General features: G+C 58.2%; 23 protein-coding genes. 13 read left to right on the top strand and 10 right to left on the bottom strand.

The window, feature by feature from the left end:
* Positions 1-747 precede the first annotated feature (747 nt).
* Both N0B31_RS22360 and N0B31_RS22355 read left to right on the top strand, forming a co-directional pair.
* Positions 748-981 carry a hypothetical protein gene (locus N0B31_RS22360; protein ID WP_260644103.1) on the top strand — a complete coding sequence of 78 codons (234 nt, stop codon included), beginning with the start codon at positions 748-750 and terminating at the stop codon, positions 979-981.
* Positions 982-1359: 378 nt separating this feature from the next.
* Positions 1360-2172, top strand: a complete 813-nt coding sequence (locus N0B31_RS22355; RefSeq protein WP_260644102.1) for a hypothetical protein — start codon at positions 1360-1362, stop codon at positions 2170-2172.
* 5 nt (positions 2173-2177) lie between these two features.
* On the opposite strand, the gene N0B31_RS22350 is transcribed toward N0B31_RS22355, so the two are convergent.
* Positions 2178-2711, bottom strand: coding sequence for a hypothetical protein (locus N0B31_RS22350; protein ID WP_260644101.1), 534 nt, complete (start codon positions 2709-2711; stop codon positions 2178-2180).
* 672 nt (positions 2712-3383) lie between these two features.
* Between N0B31_RS22350 and N0B31_RS22345 the strand changes: the two genes are divergently transcribed.
* Positions 3384-3926, top strand: coding sequence for a hypothetical protein (locus N0B31_RS22345; RefSeq protein ID WP_260644100.1), 543 nt, complete (start codon positions 3384-3386; stop codon positions 3924-3926).
* 142 nt (positions 3927-4068) lie between these two features.
* On the opposite strand, the gene N0B31_RS22340 is transcribed toward N0B31_RS22345, so the two are convergent.
* Both N0B31_RS22340 and N0B31_RS22335 read right to left on the bottom strand, forming a co-directional pair.
* Positions 4069-4602, bottom strand: a complete 534-nt coding sequence (locus N0B31_RS22340) for a DUF1643 domain-containing protein (RefSeq protein ID WP_260644099.1) — start codon at positions 4600-4602, stop codon at positions 4069-4071.
* 427 nt (positions 4603-5029) lie between these two features.
* Positions 5030-5347 carry a helix-turn-helix transcriptional regulator gene (locus N0B31_RS22335; RefSeq protein ID WP_260644098.1) on the bottom strand — a complete coding sequence of 106 codons (318 nt, stop codon included), beginning with the start codon at positions 5345-5347 and terminating at the stop codon, positions 5030-5032.
* 593 nt (positions 5348-5940) lie between these two features.
* Between N0B31_RS22335 and N0B31_RS22330 the strand changes: the two genes are divergently transcribed.
* The gene (locus N0B31_RS22330; protein WP_260644097.1) at positions 5941-7374 is read left to right on the top strand and encodes a deoxyguanosinetriphosphate triphosphohydrolase family protein; all 1434 of its coding nucleotides are present in this window, start codon (positions 5941-5943) and stop codon (positions 7372-7374) included.
* A gap of 131 nt (positions 7375-7505) precedes the next feature.
* On the opposite strand, the gene N0B31_RS22325 is transcribed toward N0B31_RS22330, so the two are convergent.
* Positions 7506-7958: a PadR family transcriptional regulator gene (locus N0B31_RS22325; RefSeq protein ID WP_260644096.1), complete on the bottom strand. Its 453-nt coding sequence runs from the start codon at positions 7956-7958 to the stop codon at positions 7506-7508.
* Positions 7958-8695 carry a TrmB family transcriptional regulator gene (locus N0B31_RS22320; protein ID WP_260644095.1) on the bottom strand — a complete coding sequence of 246 codons (738 nt, stop codon included), beginning with the start codon at positions 8693-8695 and terminating at the stop codon, positions 7958-7960. Before N0B31_RS22320 ends, N0B31_RS22325 begins: the two co-directional genes overlap by 1 nt.
* 164 nt (positions 8696-8859) lie before the next feature.
* Here N0B31_RS22320 and N0B31_RS22315 point away from each other — a divergent pair, with 164 nt between their 5' ends.
* The 4 genes from N0B31_RS22315 (at position 8860) to N0B31_RS22300 (ending at position 11907) form a co-directional block, all read left to right on the top strand.
* Positions 8860-9642: a hypothetical protein gene (locus N0B31_RS22315; RefSeq protein ID WP_260644094.1), complete on the top strand. Its 783-nt coding sequence runs from the start codon at positions 8860-8862 to the stop codon at positions 9640-9642.
* Entirely contained in the window at positions 9642-10586 is a 945-nt protein-coding gene (locus N0B31_RS22310; RefSeq protein WP_260644093.1) for a CBASS oligonucleotide cyclase, read from the top strand. Before N0B31_RS22315 ends, N0B31_RS22310 begins: the two co-directional genes overlap by 1 nt.
* Positions 10586-11152, top strand: coding sequence for a hypothetical protein (locus tag N0B31_RS22305; protein WP_260644092.1), 567 nt, complete (start codon positions 10586-10588; stop codon positions 11150-11152). The genes N0B31_RS22310 and N0B31_RS22305 overlap by 1 nt, the downstream gene beginning before the upstream one ends.
* A gap of 251 nt (positions 11153-11403) precedes the next feature.
* Complete coding sequence (locus N0B31_RS22300) at positions 11404-11907, top strand: winged helix-turn-helix domain-containing protein (protein ID WP_260644091.1); 504 nt, start codon at positions 11404-11406, stop codon at positions 11905-11907.
* A 52-nt stretch (positions 11908-11959) separates the two neighbouring features.
* Here N0B31_RS22300 and N0B31_RS22295 read toward each other — a convergent pair whose 3' ends face one another.
* The 5 genes from N0B31_RS22295 to N0B31_RS22275 form a co-directional block, all read right to left on the bottom strand.
* A complete protein-coding gene (locus N0B31_RS22295) occupies positions 11960-12934 on the bottom strand; it encodes a glycoside hydrolase family 26 protein (RefSeq protein ID WP_260644090.1) in 975 nt (324 codons plus the stop codon).
* Complete coding sequence (locus N0B31_RS22290; protein WP_260644089.1) at positions 12927-14087, bottom strand: glycosyltransferase family 2 protein; 1161 nt, start codon at positions 14085-14087, stop codon at positions 12927-12929. The genes N0B31_RS22295 and N0B31_RS22290 overlap by 8 nt, the downstream gene beginning before the upstream one ends.
* 128 nt (positions 14088-14215) lie before the next feature.
* A complete protein-coding gene (locus N0B31_RS22285) occupies positions 14216-16003 on the bottom strand; it encodes a hypothetical protein (RefSeq protein WP_260644088.1) in 1788 nt (595 codons plus the stop codon).
* Positions 16003-17340 carry a glycosyltransferase family 4 protein gene (locus tag N0B31_RS22280; RefSeq protein WP_260644087.1) on the bottom strand — a complete coding sequence of 446 codons (1338 nt, stop codon included), beginning with the start codon at positions 17338-17340 and terminating at the stop codon, positions 16003-16005. Before N0B31_RS22280 ends, N0B31_RS22285 begins: the two co-directional genes overlap by 1 nt.
* 6 nt (positions 17341-17346) lie before the next feature.
* Positions 17347-18042 carry an alkaline phosphatase family protein gene (locus N0B31_RS22275; RefSeq protein ID WP_260644086.1) on the bottom strand — a complete coding sequence of 232 codons (696 nt, stop codon included), beginning with the start codon at positions 18040-18042 and terminating at the stop codon, positions 17347-17349.
* 407 nt (positions 18043-18449) lie between these two features.
* Here N0B31_RS22275 and N0B31_RS22270 point away from each other — a divergent pair, with 407 nt between their 5' ends.
* The 5 genes from N0B31_RS22270 (at position 18450) to N0B31_RS22250 (ending at position 23125) form a co-directional block, all read left to right on the top strand.
* Positions 18450-18758: a DUF8044 family membrane protein gene (locus tag N0B31_RS22270; protein WP_260644085.1), complete on the top strand. Its 309-nt coding sequence runs from the start codon at positions 18450-18452 to the stop codon at positions 18756-18758.
* Positions 18755-19690 carry a DUF4350 domain-containing protein gene (locus N0B31_RS22265; RefSeq protein WP_260644084.1) on the top strand — a complete coding sequence of 312 codons (936 nt, stop codon included), beginning with the start codon at positions 18755-18757 and terminating at the stop codon, positions 19688-19690. The genes N0B31_RS22270 and N0B31_RS22265 overlap by 4 nt, the downstream gene beginning before the upstream one ends.
* Before the next feature lie 72 nt (positions 19691-19762).
* A complete protein-coding gene (locus N0B31_RS22260; protein ID WP_260644083.1) occupies positions 19763-20803 on the top strand; it encodes an AAA family ATPase in 1041 nt (346 codons plus the stop codon).
* Positions 20730-21758, top strand: a complete 1029-nt coding sequence (locus N0B31_RS22255) for a DUF1616 domain-containing protein (protein WP_260644082.1) — start codon at positions 20730-20732, stop codon at positions 21756-21758. Before N0B31_RS22260 ends, N0B31_RS22255 begins: the two co-directional genes overlap by 74 nt.
* The gene (locus N0B31_RS22250; RefSeq protein WP_260644081.1) at positions 21758-23125 is read left to right on the top strand and encodes a DUF58 domain-containing protein; all 1368 of its coding nucleotides are present in this window, start codon (positions 21758-21760) and stop codon (positions 23123-23125) included. The genes N0B31_RS22255 and N0B31_RS22250 overlap by 1 nt, the downstream gene beginning before the upstream one ends.
* The last annotated feature ends 14 nt before the right edge of the window (positions 23126-23139 follow it).

Raw genomic sequence — 23139 nt, 5'->3', positions numbered from 1 at the left:
CTCATTCCCGGTGGCCAGCAGCCGTTCATCGCCCATCCCATTCCTACCTCGACGTGTGCGTACGAACCAGTCGTTGTCAGCGTCAACGGGCTAGCAGGAAACGGCCCCACCGACTGCCCATGAGACGGCTGGCCGTCAAACCGGAATATAACTTGCGTCCCGCACATGTATAGCGGCCATCTTGACACACGATCTCTCTGTGGTCATCGACAGACGCTTCCGGAGAGAGACACCGATACCCGCGGTATGTCGTCGTACCGGTGTCGTCCCCCGGACACGTCGACAACTACGCGGTGGATACAGTAACCCCGCGGGAGAGGTGTAAATAGGTGGAGAGGGTGTACGGCAGTGACGCGGCGCTTCTCACGCACTCACCGTCGACACTGACGAGAGTGCTGATGTCTCTTTTTTTCACGCAGAGAGGGGGTGCCCCTCTCACGCGGTCGGTAGAGCGGTAGAAGCGCGGTGTCAACAGCCGACGCGCGGTTACCCGAAACCGGCGCGAGCGGTGGCGAGCGGCGGTGTGGGTGCGGCGCGTCGGGTAAACACCGACGCTTGCCACACACCGTGTGGCCTACGGCCCTGTTAGGGACTAACCAATTTAATAATTTTGTTTATTTATTGTTATTTTGTCGTAGTTTACATTTCTGATTTGAGTTATTTGGTTTGTTATCTGATTATCTTACTGATGGTAGTATTACGCACGCCACTTATATTACTTGGAGTTGTATAACGTGATATACAGTAATGACCGACACTACGACCTTTAGCGTCAAAGTGGACGCTGACGTGTGCGACCGCTTCCGCGACGCAGTGCGGGAAGAGAACGGGAAGCTGCGCGGCGAGTTGGGCCGAACTGTCGAATCTCTCATGCTCGGGTATGTGCGTACCCGAGATTCAGAACTCGCGGCGGCGACGAACGCGGAGATTCTTGCTGAGATACGGGCACTTCGGAAAGAAGGGGCCACCCTGATTCTCTGAGAAAAAAGAAAGACAGCTCTGGTGACGGTGAGATCGCGGAAGAAGCCACCCCTGACGGTGGGGGCGGCGTGGTTACATCAGTCAGTACGTCGACTGGTAGTAAATCTACTGACGCCAATGAGTACCCGGACTGGTACACGCCAGCTGAGTTGGCGGAAGTCTCTACCCCGCAGTATCCCAACGAGAGATTATCGAAATCGCAGGCTGAGGATGTTTGCGAAGCTGCTGACAGGGGAGTCGAGATGTGCTTAGACATGTCCGACGCTATCCAAGCGGCTACGGAATACTACTCTCGGATCGACGCAGCTCCCCCTGTTCCGTGCGGGACTTCGTAGGGAGTTGTGGTCTGCGAATGATAGAGATCGTATCCGGACGACGTTGAAGAACCAACTTAATAGCGACCACAAGCGTCAGTCGTGGACTGAAAGGGTACTGTCCCAACTGGTTCCGGCGAAGAACCTCTCCGGTACTGGCGTTGACTACCCGGATTCGGGGGTGAAAATTCTCCGTGGAGATGGGCAGACCGCGACTGACGCTGCCTTTGTGAGGTATGCGCAGACCGTATTGGATATACTCGGGGAAGCAGAGTCGCGGGCTGAGTTAGACAACGAGTTCTATCGCTGTATGGACGCGATTGACGCACTTGAGCAACATGCGACGAAGGGGGAGCGACTGGCAGCCGACGCCCGTCGTATGTTCGATGAACTCCCTGAATCGGTAGCAACGGAAAAGCAGTCTGACCAGAAGAGCGAAAGTAACGAGACGGTCGCTGACGGGAGTTCATCGCCCACCGACGACGGTGGCGAGATGGGCGATGAGCGGCCCGACGACACCGCTGACGACGCTGAGGAACCCGACTACGAGCCACTCGACTCGATATGGACGGACGAGCGTCCAGAGGGCGTCAGAGACGGCTTTGAAGCGGTTTATCGAGAGTATCGAAAAGAGGTTTACACAACTTCCGACGAGAGTACGTATGTGTATCCACGAGTTCGTGCAGAGTTGTTTACCTTTGCTTGCGGGGGACTGCCAGAGGGTTCGCTCGTCGAGGGTATTGTTGAGTTGGATCGACGGTATCGTGAGAGTGTCGACTGGACTAGAGATGCTGAGTATCCGGAAGTTGACTCAGATAAATACCCAGAATATGCAAAACGTCTGTCGAAGCCAGATATGTTGCGTAGTCTTTTATAACTCATTTATAACCCGTCTAAATCTTCTTCTAAGTCTTTCATCCGCCGCTCGATATTGTCGGGGAGTTCCCCGTCGAACTCGTCAACACTGTCGCTAAGGAACCGATTAATACCGTACACGCCAGCGACCGCCTGCGGGACGGTCGGGTAGGCAGCCGACTCGCCACCCCGAAGTATCCGGATAATCTGTCGCTGGCGTTCCTCAACTCGATTGAGACGGCTCTCGATAGCGTCCATGCGATCTTCGACGCTACCGGGCGTCTCCTCGTGCAGACGGTGCTTCTCCACCCACCGACGCCCCCGCTCGGTCAGTTCGATTTCCTTCGGCGGCCATGGCTCTCCGGGCTTCTTCTCCGGAGTGGGCGCCTCTGCGAACCCCGGTCGGACTAGCTGGTCTATCTTCCCGTTGGCTTTGCCGTTCTTACACGCGAGCAGTTCGCGCACGTCGCTCGTCGTCAGCGACCCTTCCCGATACAGTTCTCCGGCGAGTCGCTGACTCTCTTCGTCGATTTTGTGTGTGTTGTGCGTGATTTCTCCCATACTCGGAACTATAGTCACTTCCCTGATAAGGGTTTGTGGCTACTTCTGTTTCCACGGACATCTTTGACAAGATACCCGAGGACACTTGTGAGCAGACATATCACACACTTCCCCGAAAATAACGTCAATAGTAGACCCTACACCCCGGCCCGATTTCAACAGAGGGGTGAGAATGGGGCCGGGTTCCGGGTGTCTGTCAGCGTCGAGAGGAGTGGGTGGGTGAGTTCATCGCCTATCCGGAAACAGTAATCTGGCGGGAGTCAGTATCAGATCGGATTCCGGTGGCACGGGGCTTCTGGCCACCGACAGTGGGGAGCGAGAAGTGTTATTCCTCTGTACTCTTACGGGAGTGTCATGGGGCTACCATGACGCCACAAGCCTTTATTGCACGTTCTAAGGGCGCAAGACGACAACAGCCAAGCCAGCACAAGAATCGGAAGTATGGAACGAACTGGAAGTATCGGAAGTAGGGGTTTCGAGGCATAGAGACGTTGTTAATCCACATTAGCCGGTTGAAGCCCCAAGCGCTTATGCGGGATGTCTGTGAACAGTTCATATGAGGACGCAACCAAACGGAGAGAGCGGAACAGGGTCGCATCCTTGCACGAGTACAGTCGGTGTGTTTCGACAGGCGACACATCACGACACCCCGGATCACCACGAGGTATTCCGATGACTGCCGACCATTTTGACCCGCGAGCAACAGGAATTACGGCAGAAGGAGGGTTCGACCTGAGCCGGATGGTCGACCTCGCACCGAATTTCGAGAACGCAACATTCCGACGGCGGCCGAAGACGAGTGGCGCTTTAGTCTTTCTCCCCTCATGGGGCGGGGCAGCTGGGTTCACACTGACTCCGGGGCGGATCGGATGGGTTGTCGGGGGCGTGGACGAGTATATCGAAGAGCGCAAACAGGGTGAAATCACGATTCCGGATACCTACACCGTATGGAATGAGCAGTTTGGTGAGGATTTCCGTGAGGAGTTCGATTTCGTCGTGAGCGACCGGCCGATGGACTTGGACGGTATGAAGGTGTGGGCTGTCTGGCACGCCGAATACGTCGAAGTTGCCCTGCGAGTGCTGAGTGGTGGCGGGCATTACAACACCGACGACTACACCCTCCACAAGACCGTCCCGCGGCTCTTGCTCGAAGGAGAGGATGGCATCATCTGTGTCACACCGGTGTACGTAGAGCGGGACGACTCGAAGGACTAGAGGCAGACCTACTTAGAGTTGGTAATATCGCTAAAGATGTGTCAGTGTATATCAACACAGAGCAAACGGTCAGCTCCTCACAGCACGACTGGGGCTATGATTTTGACTTGATTACTGGAGTCTACAAAGCGACTGGAATCCACTACAGAGAGTACGGTTGTGGTGATAGCCGATTGTAGAACTCTCCACGAGCGCCCCCATGGAGCGGGCTTCCATCCTTATTATAATCCAAGACGCATACTGGCTTATCGATAATATCGATCACCTCTGCGATCCGGTCGGTATATTGTTTTCCTTTGCCGCCCCAAACGGCAAACACGGCTTCTGCGCTGTCGACTGCGTCTTCAATATAACTGTCCGCATCGCTTCCTTTCGGGGAGTCATGCCGATCAATATCTGATGGATTTGGACTGCGGACAGGGAACAGATTCACCAGCAGCATGCCCCCGAACCCCATCATGTTAGCAGCGGTTGCCAGTTTAGTCATCGTAGGGTCACTGTCACTTGCCGTTGCCGTGCTAGGGTTCAGTCCGATATAACAGACGGTAGGGCGTGTATCATCCCAGTGGCGAGTTAACAGATATCGGTATTCCGAATCTTGTTTTGGGATTGCATTACTTCGGGTGTACTCAGGCTCCCGCTTAGTCTGGTCTACAGAGATATTCTTACAGTCCACGTATTCTTGTCAATCCCCTATTGCAAGTATCCTTTGGAGGCTTCGAGGTTGGAAAATAGTCTGTTCTGATTAGTGGCGCATACCTCTGTGTGAACGGACCAAACAGGGATCTTGATCAGACTACCTCGGTTGAATGTATCCTGTGCGCTGTCCAAGCAGAGCCCTGATGAGGTTCGTTGCGAATGTAAGTGGAGAACGCCGAGAGCGACCACACGTTACTCGCAGCGTGAAGTAGGTGTTCAGGAGGATATAGTCCCCCTCAGATTGCTTGGGAGGTATGATTCTCTCGTCAAGGCTGTGGTTGAGTCGGTCGTGTCGTCAGAAGCGGCGCTCCTTGGCGCGCCACGTACCTTTCTCGACAACAACATTCCCGAACACCCCCCACATTTCCACTGTAAGTCGTCGATAGAAGGCTCTTGTCCCCCCTCTACTCTATTTCGTCATTTTCTTCGCGCTCTGCATCCTCCTCTTCGTCTAAATGATTTGACTCCCACTCGCGGTATGAGGTGATATTCCGCTCCCCCATCGGCATGACGCTGTAGTGATTGTGCCGCCCACCAGTGTTCTTATTGATGCGGATGAGGTTCATCATCGCTAAATCTTCGAGATTCGGGTAGAGGCGGCTGTGGTTGACTTCTTCACCCCATCGTTCCTCGATGTGATCTTTGATCTCGGTACCGCTAATCGGGCCCATACCCGCCACGGTTATGAGCAGGTCTCTCTGGAATGAGGACAAGTTGTGCATTCTGTGTGACCTCATCAGGTGGTCTCTCAGACAGGTACATAACGGTGAGAAGTGCTGCGAGTGTGGGTTGGGACGCCGAGTAGACGTCCTCGCTGTATCCCTGAGATTCTAATCGGCATAGATATGAGAGGATTTAAAAGCAGTCTGGAACCCTGTAGAGTAGCGTCTCAGAAGTCGGTAAGACATCTGCTCGTTAGGCAAATCACATCTATCGGACGGAGATTTTTGATTCAATAAAACCCATACATGCGGCGTTTCTGAGTCCAAAGTGAAAATTTACGAGTTAAGAACCCACAATACCGGCGTATCTCAAACCGTAGTAAAGTATTAACTATTCGTCGTTCCAACGGAGTCTGTAAGGAGAAATGACCAGCATATCACCCGAAACGCTACACGAGGCCCGCGAGTTATTACAGCGCTCAGGGGGTATACGGATTCCTGAGATGGCAGATGAGCTTGGGGTGACCCGAGAGCAGGCCCGAGAAATCGTGAACGAGATTGATGAAGAACATGAGTTGGGTTCTTCAGCCGATTTCAGCTATCGAATTCTTACTGGCCCACAGGCTGAGTGAATCGCTCGCAGGCCACACTCGATGTCTAATCTACTTTCTCACAAAGAGAGGACAGAGCGCCACAATAGGCAAACGACTGAGGAAGAGCCGCGGTTTCGCTCTCACAGTAGGCAGGATCGTGACCGGCTGAGATATGCGCGTGAATTCCGGCGTTTAAAGAACGTTACACAGGTCGCACGGGCCGACGAATCGGCTCTCTACCACGACCGCCTCACCCACTCGCTGAAGGTAGCACAGGTTGGTGATGCACTTTCTCGGGTCTTGATGATACGGAATAACGTCGATCCCGGAGTCTGTGGCCAACCGACTGAGCGAGAAGATTCCCTATACCATTGTCTAGACCCCTTCGTCGTACAAGCAGCCGCACATGCTCATGACATTGGACATCCCCCGTTCGGTCACGCCATTGAGACTCTATTAGACGACTTGGTCACTAAGAAAACGGAGTCATGTGGACGGACAATCGGGTTTGAGGGGAACGCACAATCATTCAGGATAATCACCAGACTCGCGAATCACAAGTCACCGAGGGGACTGGAGCTGACCCGAGCGACTCTGAATGCTACGTTGAAATATCCGTGGAGTAGGAAGGCAAACGACTCAAAATGGGGCTATTACCCGGATGATGAGGACGCCTTCAAATTCGCTCGAGAACCGTTGCCACCAGAACGAGATGGAGAGAAGACACTAGAGGCACAAATTATGGACTTCGCGGACGATCTCACCTATGCACTCCATGATACTGCTGACTTCTACCGAGCAGGACTGATTCCGCTTAATCGAATATTCTTAGAAGTCACTACCGAGGATGAGTACCAGACAGCTTCACGGGAAGAAATAAACCAATTCATGGATTTCCTCGTGGACGCAGACTCGTTCGAGTATGAAGTTGGCGAACTAGAAATCGGCGTTGAGGAGTTCTTCCGTGGGCTAACAGAGTCTAAAAACTTCGACTCCAGCCTGTATACCCGGTTCGCAGGTTCGGATGAAGACCGCATTGCGCTGAACAAGTTTGTGTCAATGCTAGTATCTAGATATTTGGAAGGGAAGGATACTGATGGAACACCATACGTCGAGCTAGAGCCACTTGACAGCGGACTATATGACATGAAGGCGCTGGAAGTCGTTCAGCAGCAGATAGAAATTCTGAAACACCTGACGAAGTTCTACGTCATCACCAACAGCGGTCTAATGCAACAACAGTTGGGGCAGAAGCGTGTCGTCAGGGAGCTATTCGAGGAATTTTATTCTCAATCTGCACCGGAGGTACAGCCGCAAAGTGCGATACCATCGCCATATAGAGAGAGGCTCAAGGGGTATAGAGATCGTGACGTGCCGCGTGCCCGTTTCGTCGCAGATTTGATTGCCTCACTGACCGAGCGGCAGGCTGTTGCTCTACATCGGCGTATCCGTGGAGACACTCCTCGATCCCTCGTCAGTAATATCTTGGACTAAGTAGCCCTAATAATGCTGCCAGAGAATCCGAGCCCCGTTCTAAAATAGCGACACTGTATCATAACCGACCTCACTTCGGTGTTGTTCTTTTCACAAACCCCACCACTTAAGCAGAGCTATACAGATTCTCGCTACCACACGCTATTCTCTGCGTACTTGGGGTATTCGGCGTAAACGGTGTCTATGAGATCAGAAAGCAGAACACCATTGAATTCGGATTTTAGTGCCTCAGCTCGTTCGCGAACCGAGTTTGGGGCATCCTGTGGTAGTCGCTGATCGACCCACGACTTACCATCGTCCGTCAGTTGGTAGGTATACTTGACTTTCCCGTCCGCCATATCTTCTTCTTCAACGCGAATCAGGCCGTCTTCCTCTAATGAGTCCAAGTCGTCGTAGAGAGCTTTCGAGAACGGGCCGTAGTCGTATGGGATGAAATTGTAGTCTGGTAGATTTAGCGCGGTCTTGGCTTCTTCATCCAATTCCTGCTCCATTAGGAAGACGAGTTTCTGGAGCCGGGTTCTGCCCTCGATCTGATCCCCACCGCAGGCGTGGAGGAGTGCCATCGGGAGCAGTTTTCTGTGCATTATAGTTCTACCTCCTCTGCCGTCCTGTATATCGACTCAAAGTGCTGAGTGAAAATAGTTGCTGTGGCCACATCGTGGAACAGCAGCCCTGTTTCACCCTGATTCAGATTGATTAGAACGGTGCCGTCGTCACTAACGTAGAACGACGTTTCCACCTCGCTAGCCTCTCGGAACTCTGCACCCGGAACCTCACGAGGCATCTCACGGAGTCCCTGCCTTCCGCTCCAACCAACGATTCGCACATCAACTCCCGCTTCAGCCTTCCTCTGTAGCAACTCAGTATCAGGCGAAGATAGCCAGAAAGAACGCTCCAGTATCCAAATTCGCTCATCAGCCTCATCGAACAGTTCTCGGGCCTTCGTTGAAGTATCTCCAATGCCGGTCGTGACCCACGCTGGATGCGACTCAGTCTCGAGATTCATAGAGTAGGCAGGCTCCAGTGCTTCAATCGCCTCAACTGCCATGTTCTCAAATTTCTGCTTGTTCGGTTCGATTAGTTTGCGCGGACTCTGAGCGTCGTATTCGGTAGGCTGAATTCCCCGTTTGACCACGGCGTCCTGATTGTATAGGCTGTTCAGAATATCGTAGACCCGGCCCTGTGGAATATCCGCGCGGACGACCACGTCAGATGCTTCTAAAGGCCCATACCGGACGAGGACTCGATAGGCAGCTGCCTCGTATTTTCCCCAATCCATGATGGTCTGAAGCGACTCATCAAGGTCGTAAGTGTCTGGCACAGTTACAACCACTATTGTGGTTGCTACTCAAAACATTATCTACATGTGTTTATAACACAATAAACCGAGTGGTGTCAACCCCGTTATATACCCCCCGGCAACGTCGGTCGTGCTGTAACGCGATATGAGGCGAGGAGGTCTATCCGGAATAAGAGGGGTGGGCGATGCAGAGTAGCTGTTTCACCGGAGCGATACCTCGAATTGAGGCGAAGCGTGAGCAACTGAGAATCGCCTCTGAGGTGGACGAGATTGAGTCGGTCATGCTCAACCTGCGCCATGCTCGCTTACTGGAGCAGCGGGGTGTAGACCTTGCTGAGGTGGACGCCCGTGTTATCTTGACGTCCACGATGGACGATGAGAGGTGTGAGGAGTGGTTCCCTGAGCGGGAACTAAGACTTGCAGAACGGGTCGATGCGGATGCAGTTGTCCCCTTTGACCGGCCCGTGTACAACACAGACCATCGCTCGAAACGGCTTGAGACGATTCGGGTCTATGTGGCGGATTTGAAAGAGTTCGCTCCGCAGTTCCGTGAAGCAGGCATTGACGTGATTCCGCTGGTGAAGGGCACGACTTCGTATGAGCGGGGGCTCTGCTATGAGGTGTTCAACGAGTTGGACTGGACACAGATTGCATTCTACTGCGTCCAGTATTTCTCGTACGGGTATCGGTATCAGGCGCTTCTCGCTCGCGTTCACCGCATCGCAGCCGAATACGATCCAGACGACATGATGCTCATTGGGTTCCAGTCTGAGAATAAGTTGTCCGACTTCCCGCCCTCTGTGACCGGGGCCGCAGGTCAGAGGTGGCGGCGTAAAATAGACCCACGGGATTCGTCTCTTTCCGTGGCTACTCACCGCTACAGGAAGTGGAGTGCAGAACTGAACTCGGCCCTGTCAATCAGCCAGCAGCCTCTGTCTGCCTTTGGTAGCATGAAGGGGTGGGCCTGATGGGGACTGACATTGCTCCTCCCGGCTACACCAGTGAGGAGGATGGTGAAGAGGACGAGCAAGCGGAGACGGAGGGGAGACAGACTCAGTTAGATGACTTCGCTGAGGACACCGGCCCAACAGTTCGCCAAGGGAAGACGATAGAAGAGCGCCGAGAGCGGTTAGAACAGGCGCTGAAAGATGAGTTGGAGATCGAAGAAAGCCACCAGTTCGGGTCGTTCACTAGGGGTACGATGGTCGGCCCCCTCACCGAAGACTCGGATACAGACGTGATGTTCGTCTTAGATAGAACCGAGCATGGAGACTGGGAACAGGGAGAAAATGGGTCACGGAATAGTCTACGCGCAGTCAAGCGTGCGCTCAACAAGAACTACCCCAACTCCGAGGTGAGCATTGACCGGAACGTCGTCAGCGTGCAGTTCCACGACTTTACTGTGGATGTGGCACCCGCGTTTCGAGATGGTGCTGGGGGTTACAAAATTCCGGATACTTACAACGAGGGGAGATCGTGGGTACAGACGAACCCGCGAGGGTACAAACAGCGGTTCGAAGCGGTTGATGAGGCCCGGGGAGGCAATCTACAGAAGGTCGCTCGAGTGGCGAAGAAAATCAGAGAGAACCGTGACATACCGGTCAGTTCCTACCACATGGAGGTGATGGCTTACGACTACGTACACAATCATCCTGACAAGCAGGCCTCAACCACGAAACTCACCGAGGGCTTCGTTGAGGAGTTACCTCGGCGAATCTCTCGGGGAACTCGCGACCCGGTAAATGGGGACAGGTTGGATTCACACATGAGCAGAGACCATCGTCGAAAAGCCATCAGTGAGGCCAAGGATGCGCGGGAAGACATGCGCGAGGCTCGAAGCCGTCGTCAAGACGGAGACAGCGAGGGAGCAGCTGAAAAGTACGGCGAGGCAGTCGGGGAGGATGTTAATTGATGCCAGACATTAGAGGCAGAATCCGGCATCGCTCGGAGAATAAGGCGGAGTCAGTCTGCTACACCTACAAGCAACACTTCGCTGCGGCGACCTTCTACAGAAACCTCTCTCTATTTCTCGACACAGCCATGTTCGGTTGTGCCGCACTCATTCTCGCTACGAACTTCTGGAGTGTGATGCCGAACCGATTTATTGCTATTCCAGCTCTGGCTATTGCGGCAGTTACTGGCTGTCGGAGAGCAACTAATCTGGATGACGTGCCGGGAGAGTTCCGTCGATCAGCTAATGAGTACCACTCGTTGTTCGATGAGTACCGGGACTTTCTCACGGTTACGCTCGCCTCTGATGACGCTGATATTCAGAAGATTCAGAGCGAGTTTGAGAGGCTATCCGGCCAGCGACGGAGACTGAATCAGAAGTCACCGGACGCAAGCAGTATCTGGTATCAGTACATCAAATGGAAAGGCGAGGACAAGATACGGGAAGAGATTACCACGACCTCGGCTACCAGAGAGGCCCTGTCGGGGAAGGAGGTGACAGATTCGTCACCTTTGGATGACGACTGATAATCAGTAATCGCTCGAAACTCGTGAGAGCCATATGTATTCTGAGTGTGACCCTTACCTCATCTTACTCCTGCTGTGTTTGTTGCGGGGGCTGATTTTACTGGTGAACTGCCTTCCTCGTCCGCTCCATCCTCTTCAGAGTGGTTGTAGAAGCCATTTCAAATATATGAATTTCCAAAGATTATTTGAACTCTTGGAACAGAGGGGAGAGTACGATGTCAGAAGCATCGCCGGGCTCATGGACGGAAGACATGAGTGGCCGAGAACGGGTTCGTGCCGTCGTTGAGACACTGGATCAGCCAGCTACAGTCGTGGAAATCACCGACCGCGCGGACGTGTCCCGCAACACGGCCAGTTCGGAGTTGGAGCGGCTCGAAGCGGAGAACCGAGTCCGGTCGGTACAGGTAGATGGTCAGCAGGGCTACGAACTCGACCCTGTCCGGCTGTTCCTTGATGAAATAATGGCCCTCATCAAACAGAACAGCCGTGAAAGCCTCGAATCAGAGCTGGAAGACCTCAAGCGGGAGCGCGAGTCTCTTCAAGAAGAGTTTGAAGTGGACTCACTGACAGTCTTCCGTGAGCGGTTAGCAGAAGAGGAAGACCTGAGTGCTGCCGACGTTCGAGAGATTCGGAACGTTGCCGCAACATGGGACACGCTGAACACGGAAATAAAACTCGTCCGGCACGCACTCCGTCTTTATGAAGATGTATCTATGCTCTCTACTGGCGAATCATCCGTCGCTCCTGCACTCTAACTGATGGTTCTTTTTCTGGCGAATCGTCGTAACCCAGTCGAACAGAGCATTCTCACCGGAACTGAGCCCGCGCGTTACGGAATTGTGGGTATACGTTGTACCGTCGCTCATTTAGCACCACCCGTTCTCGGTGGGTCGAAGCATCGGCGGAGACTGGTTCGAGAACCCCCCAGTCCGTCTCTTTCGTCATGTTGAACCAACCGAGTAAATCAACCCCGTATCTACTGAACAGCGCGAGCGCTCGACGAATCCACCGAGACTTCCGTCGTGGACTGCGATGTCCATTGTATGCTGATGAACAGCCGGTCTCGGGGATAGCAATCGGTGTTCGCGTCTCGTTTCTGACAGTGGTCAGTGCCTGCTTGAACACGGTTGCGGGTGACTGCCACGAACTCCACCGCTGGCTATCACCGAAGTTGTACCCATCCACGCCGACCCAGTCGACGTACTCCTCACCGGGGAAATAGTCGAACGAGGACGTTCGAGTGGCATCTGTGGCGTTGATACACCACATCCAGTCGACCCGGTCGCTTGGAAGACCAACGTCGTCGAACACTGCCGAGAGAGTCCGCCACATCCGGATGTACTCGGTCGGTGTGGTTCCGTAGCCGGCGCTCCATGGATACCACGCACCGTTCATCTCGTGAGCAGGCCGGAAAATCAGTCCCCTATCGGGGGACTCGAGTACCCACGCCCGGAGTAAGGCCCCCCATGCGTACAGATGCTCGTCCACGCTTCCGTTGTTGATCGATTGGACGGGAGCGTCCGAAGACGTGCTCGGAAATCCGAACGGCTCCCACGTGACGATCGGCACGAGACCTGTATCAGCAACTGCCGTGAGGTACTGGTGGACGAATTCCTGCCGGTATGACGCCGGCACATCCGTTCTGATGAAGGTCGTGACCACGTCTAGCGGGCACTCCAGCCACGAGTTGAACGCCCGAAGCGTCCGGAGACGCTCTGACTCGCCGGGGAAGACGCCGAGGAACGTGTCGCGGTCGTTTGATCGTCTTAGTTGTTCAATCATCGGTCGAGAGGGGCTGCGAGCGTTGTGTGGCCTCCTGATCCGACGTCTCATCCGCTTTTTCCGTCACGTCGAATGAATCCGGAGGCGAGACGAGGCCCCATAGCGCACCAACAGAGTGGAGAACGCTCGTCATCGGGGCCAGTACGAGGCTGAGAACCGCAACCCTCGCCGTCGGCCGGACTTGCCTCACACCGACGGCGACCCAGAGAAACACGAACGAGAGCAGCACGAGTGACACGGCTCGGTGTATCTGCCACGCGAACACGTCCACACCGGGAAGATTCCCGAGAATAACGAACAGTGGTACGACTCCCGTGACTGACCACGAGAGGTCACGTAGCCCGTACATAATCACCCGATCGAGCGACAGAAGCGTATTGTCTTCTCGACTACCGCTGATCCACCGGCGACGCTGTCGGATCATCGCGGAGAGACTCGGCGGCGACTGCCCTGATATCTTCTCCGGCAAGACACTGAACGACGGCTGCTCGGGCAGGTTGACGAACGCTCGCCAAGTGAACACGGTATCTTCGATGAGCGTCGGATACTCCCACGTCACCTGCTCCTCGATGGATCGACGGATGGCTACGCCGCCACCCCACGTGTAGAGCGGGATCGAAATCGACTGGAACCCTCGTTGCTCGATCTGGAAGCCCATGCGGTTAATCTCGCACAGGTGGGTGAGAAGGCTGGTTGTCCGTCGTGGCTGCTCGGTAAACTGGACGATGTCACTGTCGGGGAGTCCGTCGAACTCCGTCATGTGGCTGTCCTCGTCCAGATAGAGGACGTACTCGCGCTGGCAGGGGACGGCTTGGCGTGCCCACTCGATTGCTCTGCCTTTGTTGACAGCCTCGGATTCAAACTCGTCAGGGACGACTAACACCTCCGCACCGGGGACGTCGATTGGCTCCTCCGAGATGACGTATCGTCGGTCGAGTTCGGTCGGGAGGTTGCGGACGGTCTCAGCGACGACCGCCTCGTTGCCGATAGTCACGATTCGAACCTCGACCGCGTCGCCTCCATGCTCTAACGGCGGCGGGTTGTAGCTCACGACTCTCGCTATGACCTGATACACCCAGTAGAGGTTACCGGCGACGTAGAGACTCAACACGACCCACAGGACGACGGAAACGAGGATGTCGGTGGCCTCCATTCGTTACCAGAAGGTTTCGGGGAACGCTCACAACCACAGAGTATCTCGGAAGCCAGTCGGTCACGTTACCCGAGGGTTACATTCCCCATCTTCTCGCTTGGGCTCCACCAGCAGTCGAGTCCCGCTCATTAGCCTCCTTTAGCGAACTTCGAGCGGACGAACGTGCCACATTCCGGCGGCCCGGCGTTGTAGTTCGGTGATGCCTGTGTGTTCGAGGCTTTCCCGGGGATGTACGGCTCGGCTCCCGAACGGGTCAGCGAAATGTCCGCACTGTCGAAGACAACCGACACGTCCGCTGGGCGAGCGTCACCAGTCTCCGGTCGCCACACGGTCAGAAGCGATTCACACGCCCCCTCGCCGTGGATCGGGTTGCGATAGTTGTTGTCGTATGCGACCCAGAGACTCCGCTCGGCACCGAGAACCGCACCCGAGTAGTGGCGCTCCGTCCACTGACTCGCTCCGAACTGGGCGCTCGTGTGGTGGCCTTCTCCGATCACCGTCTCGTCAGGGTTCGTATAGAGGACGTGCGGGTCGAACGCGGCCACCTGTGTCAGTATTAGTGCAGTCACGATCAGGGCCGCAACGGTACCCCGGATGACGTGGGCGCCGCGTCGTTTGGACACCAGCCGGGACAGTTGAGCCGGGAGGTAAAACCGCGAGATGACACTCAGCGTCGGTGGCGTAATCGTCGCCACGAGGAACAACAGAATCCGAATCGGGTCGAGAGGGACGACTCGGCCGCCGACGAGTGAGGCGAAATACAGCACCGCGAAGATACCAGCCGCTCCGACCCACCCGACCTCCCAGTAGGCTGCATCGTACCGGGTCAGGACGCCGAGCGCCGTCACGGCGGCCATTAGTGCGAACACCAGAATCGCCGCCCGGGAGACGAGCTGTCGGGGTGGAACCCCGCTCACAGAGAAGATACCGCCACCTCCGCCGGACTGGACGGGGGCTGCGGTCTGTTGCCCCTCGAACAGTGCCCCGTAAGCCGTGTTCACCAGCTCCGTCGTCACCTGTGGGGCCAAAAAAAAGAACACGGCCCCGACACCGAACACCACGACGACGGTGCCGGTCATACCGACACCGATTGGTGTCCCCCGCTGTGGGGGGAGGCGACGGGCAAGCACGCCCGTAAGTGGCACTCGCTCGATGAGACTCGCACCGAGCATACACGCCAGCAGGATACCGAAGAAGACAGAGGTGGCGTGGTGTGTCAGCGCCAACCCGGCGATTACGACTGCGAGCCCGACGACTGCTCGACGCTCGCGTGTTGTAAGTGCAAGATAGATGATGGCGGTGAAGAACAACAACACCGCAATCGTCTCGTCGACGAACTTCACCTCGAACAGGACGAGCGTGCGGGTCGAGGCGACGGCCATCCCGGTGTAGAACGCGATGCGTCTAGTGGCGAGGAGTTCGACCCCGGCGTAGACGACGAACGGGATGGCGACGACGAATAGCGGGAAATACTTTGACAGAAATCCGGTATCGACGCCGGAGAGTTGCTGGAACGCGAGGGCGACGGCGTAGAAGGCCGGCCAGTCGCCATCGGCGTTGACGAACGCGCCGACCGAGGCACCGTTCCGGAGGTAATCGAGCGCCGGGATGGTGAACGAATAGGCATCGTAGCCGAACAGCCCCGTCTCGAACGGGTCGATGACGATGAGGATAGGGAGCAAGGGCGTCGCAAACAGGAAGAACACCTCCCACGCTGGCGCGAGGCGGCCTCGTTCGGCCAGTCCGAGGGGGATGACGAACAGCGCCAGTAGCAAGATGTACCCGGCGATTTCGGGGACGAGCGAGCCGGCGCGAAAGACGATGACGGTGGTGAGCAGATACAGCCCGAGGTACAGCGCGACTGCTCCGAGTGAGGGGGATACCGTCTCTGCCTCGGGCGGTCGCTCGCTCGTCATCAGCGGATCGACGCTGGTGACCCGTTCTGCGGTACTGTGCGCTCGCTCCTGCCGTCCGCTGTGTCGGGCACCCCGACCCTAGGCTCATCGAAACAGGCCGCGTAGTGGGCAAGCAGGCGGTCGAGGTGGGTACTAAGCGTGTAGTCGTCGGCCCGTGCATATGCCGCCTGACTCTCGACGTGCGGCGCCGTCTGGCAGACCGATTCGATAGCGGTAGCCAACGCGACCGGGTCTTCGGACGGAACGACACGTCCCGTCGTTGGTGCGTCATCGTCTGGCGTGTCGATGAGTTCGGGAATCCCACCCATGTCGCTCCCGACGACGGGCGTGGCCCGGGCCAGTGACTCGTAAATCACCATCGGAGAGTTGTCGTTCCAGCGAGACGGGACGACGGTGACGGTCGCCTCCCGGTAGAACGCCGCGAGGTCGGCCTCGCTCACGAAGCCGTGGAATGTCACCCGGTCATCGCCAGCCGCCTGCACTTCGAGTTGCTCTCGGGCCTCTCCTCGCCCCACGATGTCCACCCGGATGTCCGAGTCAAGGTGTGCAAGCCCATTGAGTAGCACGTCCACACCTTTGGGGCGAGCGAGTTGGCCGACGAAGAGAATCCGCGGTGTGTCGGCCACAGCTCCGGGCGTTGCACGGTCGTCACGGGACACCCCGAGGCGAAGCACGGCCGTCGGGGTGTCCTCGAAGAACCCCGCCCGCTCGTGCCGGTCAATCATGAACTGTGAGGGGGCCAGCACGCGGTCGAGGTAGGGTTCGACCGTCCGCCGGTTGTACGCACGGAACGGGCGCATCAACCCGCCGAGTTCCCGCTGTGCCCCGGCGACGAACATCCCGGGGTCGATGTGGAGCAGACGGTAGTCGTGGAGCGTCTGGACGACCGGTGCGTGGCCGGCCGCTGCGCGGAAGACGGCCGGTGAGAGCCCACCGAAGTTGTGGACGTGGATGATGTCGGGAGCGAGAGTGCCGAGCAGGCGATCCACCGTCCGACCGGCCTGTGGATTCCAGAGGTCGATCAGGTGCATCAATGGCTTCTTCCAGCCGGGTTGCTCGCGGTACTCGAAGGGCGTGTAGAGATTCCACGGTGTGAACCGGTGGACAGAGACGCCGTTCTGTCGCTCGCAGAACGACCCATCGCCGGCCCGAGCATCGTCGCTGGTGGCCGTCGTGATGACCGACACCTCGTAGTCACGTTCGACGAGTGCTTCTGCTACCGTTCGGACGGAGGTTTCGGCGCCACCAATCGTCTCCGGTGGATAGAGGTTGGTGATGAAGCAGATGTGTTGGCCGTCGAACGTCGCCGCGTCGGTGTGGGGGAAGTGTTCGCTCATGAGGAATCACCGGTAGCCGAGTGCCCGCAGTCGGGCCTCGATGTCATCATCGGTCGGCTCCTCCGACGTGGGTTCCGAGCGCACACGCTCGCTCGATGCGCGTTCTCCCGTGTCGATGGCGGTCGTCTCGAACCACGGAACCTCCCGTAGGCAGTCGAACGGCATCGACTCAGGGTGACCGTACAGGCCGTACTCCCCGATTGCGTTGCCGTGGTCGGAGGTGATGATCACCCGCTCGCTGTCGATGCCGTGCAGTAGTCTCTCGACCTCCGCCAGCGCGAGGTCGAGGTTGGCCCGGTAGCCGTTCCAAACCGATTCGAGGCTTACCTCGGCGGCCTGTAGTCGCGTCCAGATGTCACGCTCGGCAGCGTCAGTAAAGCCCTCGGCCGCCTTGGGCGTGGCAATATCTGGACTGTCGATGAACGGGCAGTGTGGCTGCATGTAGTGGACGAGGAGTCGCTCTCCGGCGTCGAAGTCCACCTCGCGGCTGGCGACGAGTGCCCGGTCGGTCACTGTTTCGGGCAGGAGCGTCCCGTGGTCGTCGTCCCACGCATCCTGCCAGACGGGGTCGAGCGAGGCGAACCACGACTCATCGAGTTGCTGTGACGACCACGGGCTCCCGACGACGTAGTGAGTCTGTTCGACCCCCTCGACCTCGGGGCCGAACGTGCGGCGCATCCAGAGGCGAGTCGCACTCTCCACCGAACGGGTCGCCGTGAGTGAGCCACGGTCGATGAACGCAAAGTCGGTGCCGGGTGACGACACGGCGGCGGCGAACAGGTCGTACCGACAGGCATCGAGGACGACGAGTACGTCCCAATCTGCCTCATATATCGAGCGACCGGGAGGGGTGATTCGAGAGCCCTGCTGGAGGAGTTTGTGATAGACTGTACGGGCTGGCCCTGAGAGTCCGGCCACCCCCTCCCGACGAATCGCGGTAGCCGTTTCGCGGATGAATCCACCAACATCGGGGAGTCGGCGTTTCGACCTGTTCATACATCCCGATGGAGAGGGGTATTAGTAGCCAAGGAGTCGGCTCAACCCTATCCGGATGTGTTACCTTGAGGATACCCGCTCGTTGCTATAGAGGGCGGTGTCGCTGGTGATAGATGCTGAGTCGAGTGCGGAGCCCGGGCGGCTACACGAGATCACAGGAGTCGTTCCTGTTCGCTCAGTTCCTCGTGTCCGGGTGCGCACTGCTCGGGCTGGCTGCGGTGGGCGTCGAGTCTCTCCCGGCGTATCTCATCGTCGTGTACGTGCTGAGTGCGGTGGTAGCGGAGTTACAGCTCCCGACGGAAACAGCAAGCGGGTGGGAACAGCGCGTCCGGCGCGTGGTACAGGGCGCAGGTATTGTTGTCGCCCTCGTGTTGGCGAGTGAGGTAGTGCGGCTCGTTCGAGAGTCCGGGGTATTCGGGTGAGTCGGTACAGAACCGAGCGGTGGGTTGCACTGCTCGCCGCCGGACTCGCCGTCGTCGTACTCGCGTTGCTCGTTGGAGCATTGACCGCGACGGATGCGCCCCTCGATCCGTACAACCACGGTGACGCGGGAACGAGTCGGCTCGTCGATGCTAGCCGTGAGGGCCTCGTGCTATCCTACACCAGTGTAGACGGCGAGGCGACGCCGGAAACGGTAATCATAGTCGGAGGCGGTGGCGACGTGACGACCGCCGACGTGGCTGCGCTCACCCGTCATCTCGACGGCGGGGGACGAGTCGTGGTACTCACCGAGGATGAACGGTCGAACCAGTTGCTCGCAGCGCTGGATGTGGAGACACGACTCGCGGCTGGGTATCTCCTCACGACAGAGCAGGACTCAGTGAGTCCCGCACAGTTTGTCGTGGCAGATGGGGGTGACGACGCCCTTGGGTTCACCGGTGTCCAAGTCAACGCTGCGAAGCCGCTCGGCGTCACCGACTCTAGCGACGGCACGACGAGACGGGTTCTCGCGTGGTCGGCCCCGGCCGGGCGTGACCTCGACGGCGACGGGCAACTCGGGGCGGCCGAACCACGGGGGAGTTACCCGGTCGCGGTCGCGGAGCCGGTTGGAGCGGGGCAGGTAATCGTCGTGGGCGATGCGAGCCTGCTCACCAACGGCCAGTGGCAGGTCGAAGGCAACCGACAACTAGCTCGCGCATTGACCGAGGACGGCGCGATGCTCGTCTACCCGCAGACGACCGGCTTTCCACCTGTCACACGACTCCGCCTCGGATTGAACACACCGCTCGGGACGCTACTCGGACTCCCGGCGTTCCTGTGCGGAGGGATGGTAGTCGTCCGGCTCGGCGTCTGGTTGGCCCACCGAGGCGGCAATCCCTCGGACAGGAGGGGGCTCGTGTTTACCTTGAGGTAACTCTTCACGTCTACTCGCGGGTGACGCGGGATACACCCTTACAAACAGTGTAGAAGGGAGTGCCCATACCCGATGTCCAACGACACCTCCACTTCGACCACCTCGTCTGTCCTCGCACCAGCCACGCTCCACGAGCGACTCCAGCGAGCTGTTGGTGAGGCAGTCGTGGGACAGGAGGCTGTCGTCACGCAACTGACGACGGCGCTTCTGGCTGGCGGGCATGTGCTACTCGAAGGGGCACCCGGCGTCGCAAAGACCACCATCGCCACACGGGTTGCCGCCGCGGCTGGACTCCCAGCGAAGCGCATCCAACTCACACCGGACGTTCTGCCCGCAGACATCACTGGCACGCAACTCTACAACGAGCAAGAAGGCGCGTTCGAGTTCCGCCGTGGCCCCGTGTTCAGCAATGCCGTCATCGCTGACGAGATCAACCGAGCGATGCCGAAGGCACAGGCGGCCCTCCTCGAAGCGATGGAGGAGGGGCGTGTCTCGGTCGACGGTGAAACACACTCGCTCCCGAGTCCGTTCTTCGTGGTGGCGACACAGAACCCACTCGACATGGCCGGGACGTACCCGTTACCCGAGTCGCAACTCGACCGGTTCATGTTCCATCTCACGGTGTCGGCGCCGAGTAGTGACGACGCGCTGGTCGATATCCTGACCACCGCCGACGAGCGTGAGCGAGATGATAAGCGCCGTCGGCAGGCATCGCCGTACACGTTGACGCCGGAGGCGATTCACAGCGCACGAGGACTCGTCAATGCGATTCACGTCTCGGCCCCGATCAAGCAGTATCTCGTCGCCCTCATGCGGTCACTTGAGACTGACAGCCGCGCTGCCGCGGCACCATCACCGCGTGCGCTCATCGGCGTTCAGCGAGCCGCCAAGGCGCGGGCCGCTATCGAGCGACGAGCCTACGTCATCCCCGAGGATATAAAGCGGGTGGCTATCGACGCGCTGTGTCACCGGCTCACCATCGAACAGGCCCCGAGGGGGGACACAGAGGCCGCACGGGAACTGCTCGGAGAGACGTTGGATGCAACAGCGGTTCCCACGATGGTATCGGCACCGGCATCCGACACGCCGCTCGCAACCGACGGTGGTGAGTAGAGTGGACGTGACTCGGGCGAAGGGCTCTGGGCAGGCCGCTGGCTTGGTGCTGTTGAGTCTCGCGGCGGTGGTGGCGTTCCAACCGTATCTCCGCGGGTCGTCGCTACGCCTCGTTGCGGGAACCCTGCTGGTGTTCTTCCTGCCCGGTTACGCGCTCCAGACGGTACTGTTCCCGATAGCTGGCGAAGAGCGCCTCTCCTCCCGGACGCGCCTCGCGGTGTCTATCGGGAGTTCGCCAGCCCTCGTCGCACTGGTGGCGCTCGTAGTGAACGAACTCACAGGGCGGATCGCGTTCGGCCGATTGCTCACGGCACTGGTACTGGTAACCGGAGGACTGCTTGGGGTGTCGGTACTCCAGACGCTCGGCACGAGCCGACGTGCGTCACAGCCGACGGCTGACGGCGGGTGGACGCCGCGGCGGCAGGTTACCGACCGTCTGCCACGGCCGACACTCTCGGTCGTTCTGGGTGGTGGGTCGCGGCGGCAGTGGGCACTGGTCGGTGTGGCGACGATACTGTTCGTCGGCCTGCTGGCGGCACCAGCCCCCCAGCAGACGTACACGGAATTGAGCCTGCTGACGGAGACAGAACAGGGGCGACTCACCGCCGATGATTATCCAGAGACGCTCGCTCCGGAGGCATCTGCCGACCTAGTGGTGACGGTTCGTAACGAGGAACAGACAGCACAGGACTACACGCTCGTAATCACACGAGAGCAGGCGGACGGCGGAGGAGTGATACTGGCGGCAGAGCGGGTCGAACTCGCTGACGGTGAGACGAGGCGACTCCGGACGGCGCTCGTTGCCCCGGAGACACCCGGTGAGGTGCGGTTCACCTATCGCTTGTATCGGACGGAGACGGTCGCATCGGTGGATAGTGTAGAGAACCTCCCGTCTCCGTACCGTGAGACGCGGTTGCTGCTGACCGTTCGGCCATCGCCAGAGGGTGACGCCTGATGACGGAGCAGGTGGTGCTTTCGGCGTACCCCTCGTGGCTGAGAGTGAGCGTCTCTCGGAGCGGGTATCTGACCCTCGGAGCGGCGGGGGGGACGCTCCTGTTGAGTGTCCTCTCGAACAGCGGAGTCGTCCTCGCGTTCGGTGGGGCGCTTGGCCTGTTCCTCCTCGGGGAACTCTACACTGTCACCCTACGGTTGCGTGAGTTCACCGAGCTGGTCGAGGTTACTATCACCCCGGGGGCGTCTGGAAGACCGGTGAGAGATGTATCTGTCCGTGTCGCATCCGCCTCCACATCGGAGACACCAGATGTAGACAACGTCACGCTCACGGGACGGGTAGGAGAGAACGGAGAATCCGTAGAGGGGGTGTCCCTCCCAACGCTCGATATACCTGTTTCAGTCGAAGATAGTCGAGTCGAGGTTACGCTGGCAGTCCGCGTTGCCAGCCCCGGGCGTGTCGGTATGGCTGAACTCACGGTTGTCGATGCTGACGTGCCAGTGGAGGAACTGTACGCCTCGGGTGGCGGTGTGAGCAGTGCCAATGTTGTCACGGCTCTCGGACAGCACGATTCAGAACCGGAATCGAGTATCTCCGGCAACGAATACGCCGGCCTCAGAGAGTACGTCGCTGGCGATCCGCTCTCGCATATCGACTGGAAAGCAACGGCACGGCAGCAGTCACTCCACGTTCGGGAGTGGGCGCGTGAGCGCCCGAAAGTGCGAGTGATCCTCCTCGACCTGCTGAGTCTCACTCAACCGACATGGACGGCTGCGGCGCGCGTCTGCCGTGAACAGCTCCGACAGGGGGGTGACACCAAGCGAAGCGTTGCCGCCGTCGTCCGCCCGTCAGGAGAGTTGGCATTCGACCCGGACGGGTATCAGACCTCAGAGGCGGGTATCGAACACATCGAGCGCACTATCGAGGACGTGTCCGAGGAACATGGCGTTCCCTCAGATGTAGAGGCCACCCACGCGCCGAGACAACCGCTTCGGCAGGCGACACGGGTCGGCAAGACCGTCGCCGCCTTCCAGCGCCGGGGTGGCGTGCCGGATAACTCGCTCACGACGGCGCTCTACCGGATACAGCAGCAGGTCGGTGACGCCCCCTCAGTGTCACTCATCACAGGTGGAAGAACAGCCACCCGCACGCTCGCTGGCGTCCGGTCAGCGACCGGCCGTGGGGCCGTCGAAGTTCACCTGTTATCTCTCCCCGAACAAGATGAGCCACGCGAGTCGCTTGGGACGACGCTTACTGCTGAACCGGGCGTTTCACTCACCGAGCGACCGTTGTATCGACGTGGTGTCGTCCGGCACGACACCCACCGCCCGGCGGAGTACGCACTGACCCGTCAGATCGGAGGCCGATAATCATGGACGAAACA

This window comes from Salinirubellus salinus, from assembly GCF_025231485.1.
GTDB lineage: Archaea > Halobacteriota > Halobacteria > Halobacteriales > Haloarculaceae > Salinirubellus > Salinirubellus salinus.
The sequence above is the reverse complement of the archived record's forward strand: the minus strand, read 5'-3'. Positions and strand labels throughout refer to the sequence as shown.

Bases quoted from the DNA above. Each gene is read 5' to 3' on its own strand.
- N0B31_RS22360 (WP_260644103.1), top strand. From the start codon at position 748: ATGACCGACACTACGACCTTTAGCGTCAAAGTGGACGCTGACGTGTGC.
- N0B31_RS22350 (WP_260644101.1), bottom strand. From the start codon at position 2,711: ATGGGAGAAATCACGCACAACACACACAAAATCGACGAAGAGAGTCAG.
- N0B31_RS22345 (WP_260644100.1), top strand. From the start codon at position 3,384: ATGACTGCCGACCATTTTGACCCGCGAGCAACAGGAATTACGGCAGAA.
- N0B31_RS22335 (WP_260644098.1), bottom strand. From the start codon at position 5,347: ATGCACAACTTGTCCTCATTCCAGAGAGACCTGCTCATAACCGTGGCG.
- N0B31_RS22330 (WP_260644097.1), top strand. From the start codon at position 5,941: ATGTCTAATCTACTTTCTCACAAAGAGAGGACAGAGCGCCACAATAGG.
- N0B31_RS22325 (WP_260644096.1), bottom strand. From the start codon at position 7,958: ATGCACAGAAAACTGCTCCCGATGGCACTCCTCCACGCCTGCGGTGGG.
- N0B31_RS22315 (WP_260644094.1), top strand. From the start codon at position 8,860: ATGCAGAGTAGCTGTTTCACCGGAGCGATACCTCGAATTGAGGCGAAG.
- N0B31_RS22310 (WP_260644093.1), top strand. From the start codon at position 9,642: ATGGGGACTGACATTGCTCCTCCCGGCTACACCAGTGAGGAGGATGGT.
- N0B31_RS22305 (WP_260644092.1), top strand. From the start codon at position 10,586: ATGCCAGACATTAGAGGCAGAATCCGGCATCGCTCGGAGAATAAGGCG.
- N0B31_RS22300 (WP_260644091.1), top strand. From the start codon at position 11,404: ATGAGTGGCCGAGAACGGGTTCGTGCCGTCGTTGAGACACTGGATCAG.
- N0B31_RS22295 (WP_260644090.1), bottom strand. From the start codon at position 12,934: ATGATTGAACAACTAAGACGATCAAACGACCGCGACACGTTCCTCGGC.
- N0B31_RS22290 (WP_260644089.1), bottom strand. From the start codon at position 14,087: ATGGAGGCCACCGACATCCTCGTTTCCGTCGTCCTGTGGGTCGTGTTG.
- N0B31_RS22285 (WP_260644088.1), bottom strand. From the start codon at position 16,003: ATGACGAGCGAGCGACCGCCCGAGGCAGAGACGGTATCCCCCTCACTC.
- N0B31_RS22280 (WP_260644087.1), bottom strand. From the start codon at position 17,340: ATGAGCGAACACTTCCCCCACACCGACGCGGCGACGTTCGACGGCCAA.
- N0B31_RS22270 (WP_260644085.1), top strand. From the start codon at position 18,450: ATGCTGAGTCGAGTGCGGAGCCCGGGCGGCTACACGAGATCACAGGAG.
- N0B31_RS22260 (WP_260644083.1), top strand. From the start codon at position 19,763: ATGTCCAACGACACCTCCACTTCGACCACCTCGTCTGTCCTCGCACCA.
- N0B31_RS22255 (WP_260644082.1), top strand. From the start codon at position 20,730: ATGCAACAGCGGTTCCCACGATGGTATCGGCACCGGCATCCGACACGC.
- N0B31_RS22250 (WP_260644081.1), top strand. From the start codon at position 21,758: ATGACGGAGCAGGTGGTGCTTTCGGCGTACCCCTCGTGGCTGAGAGTG.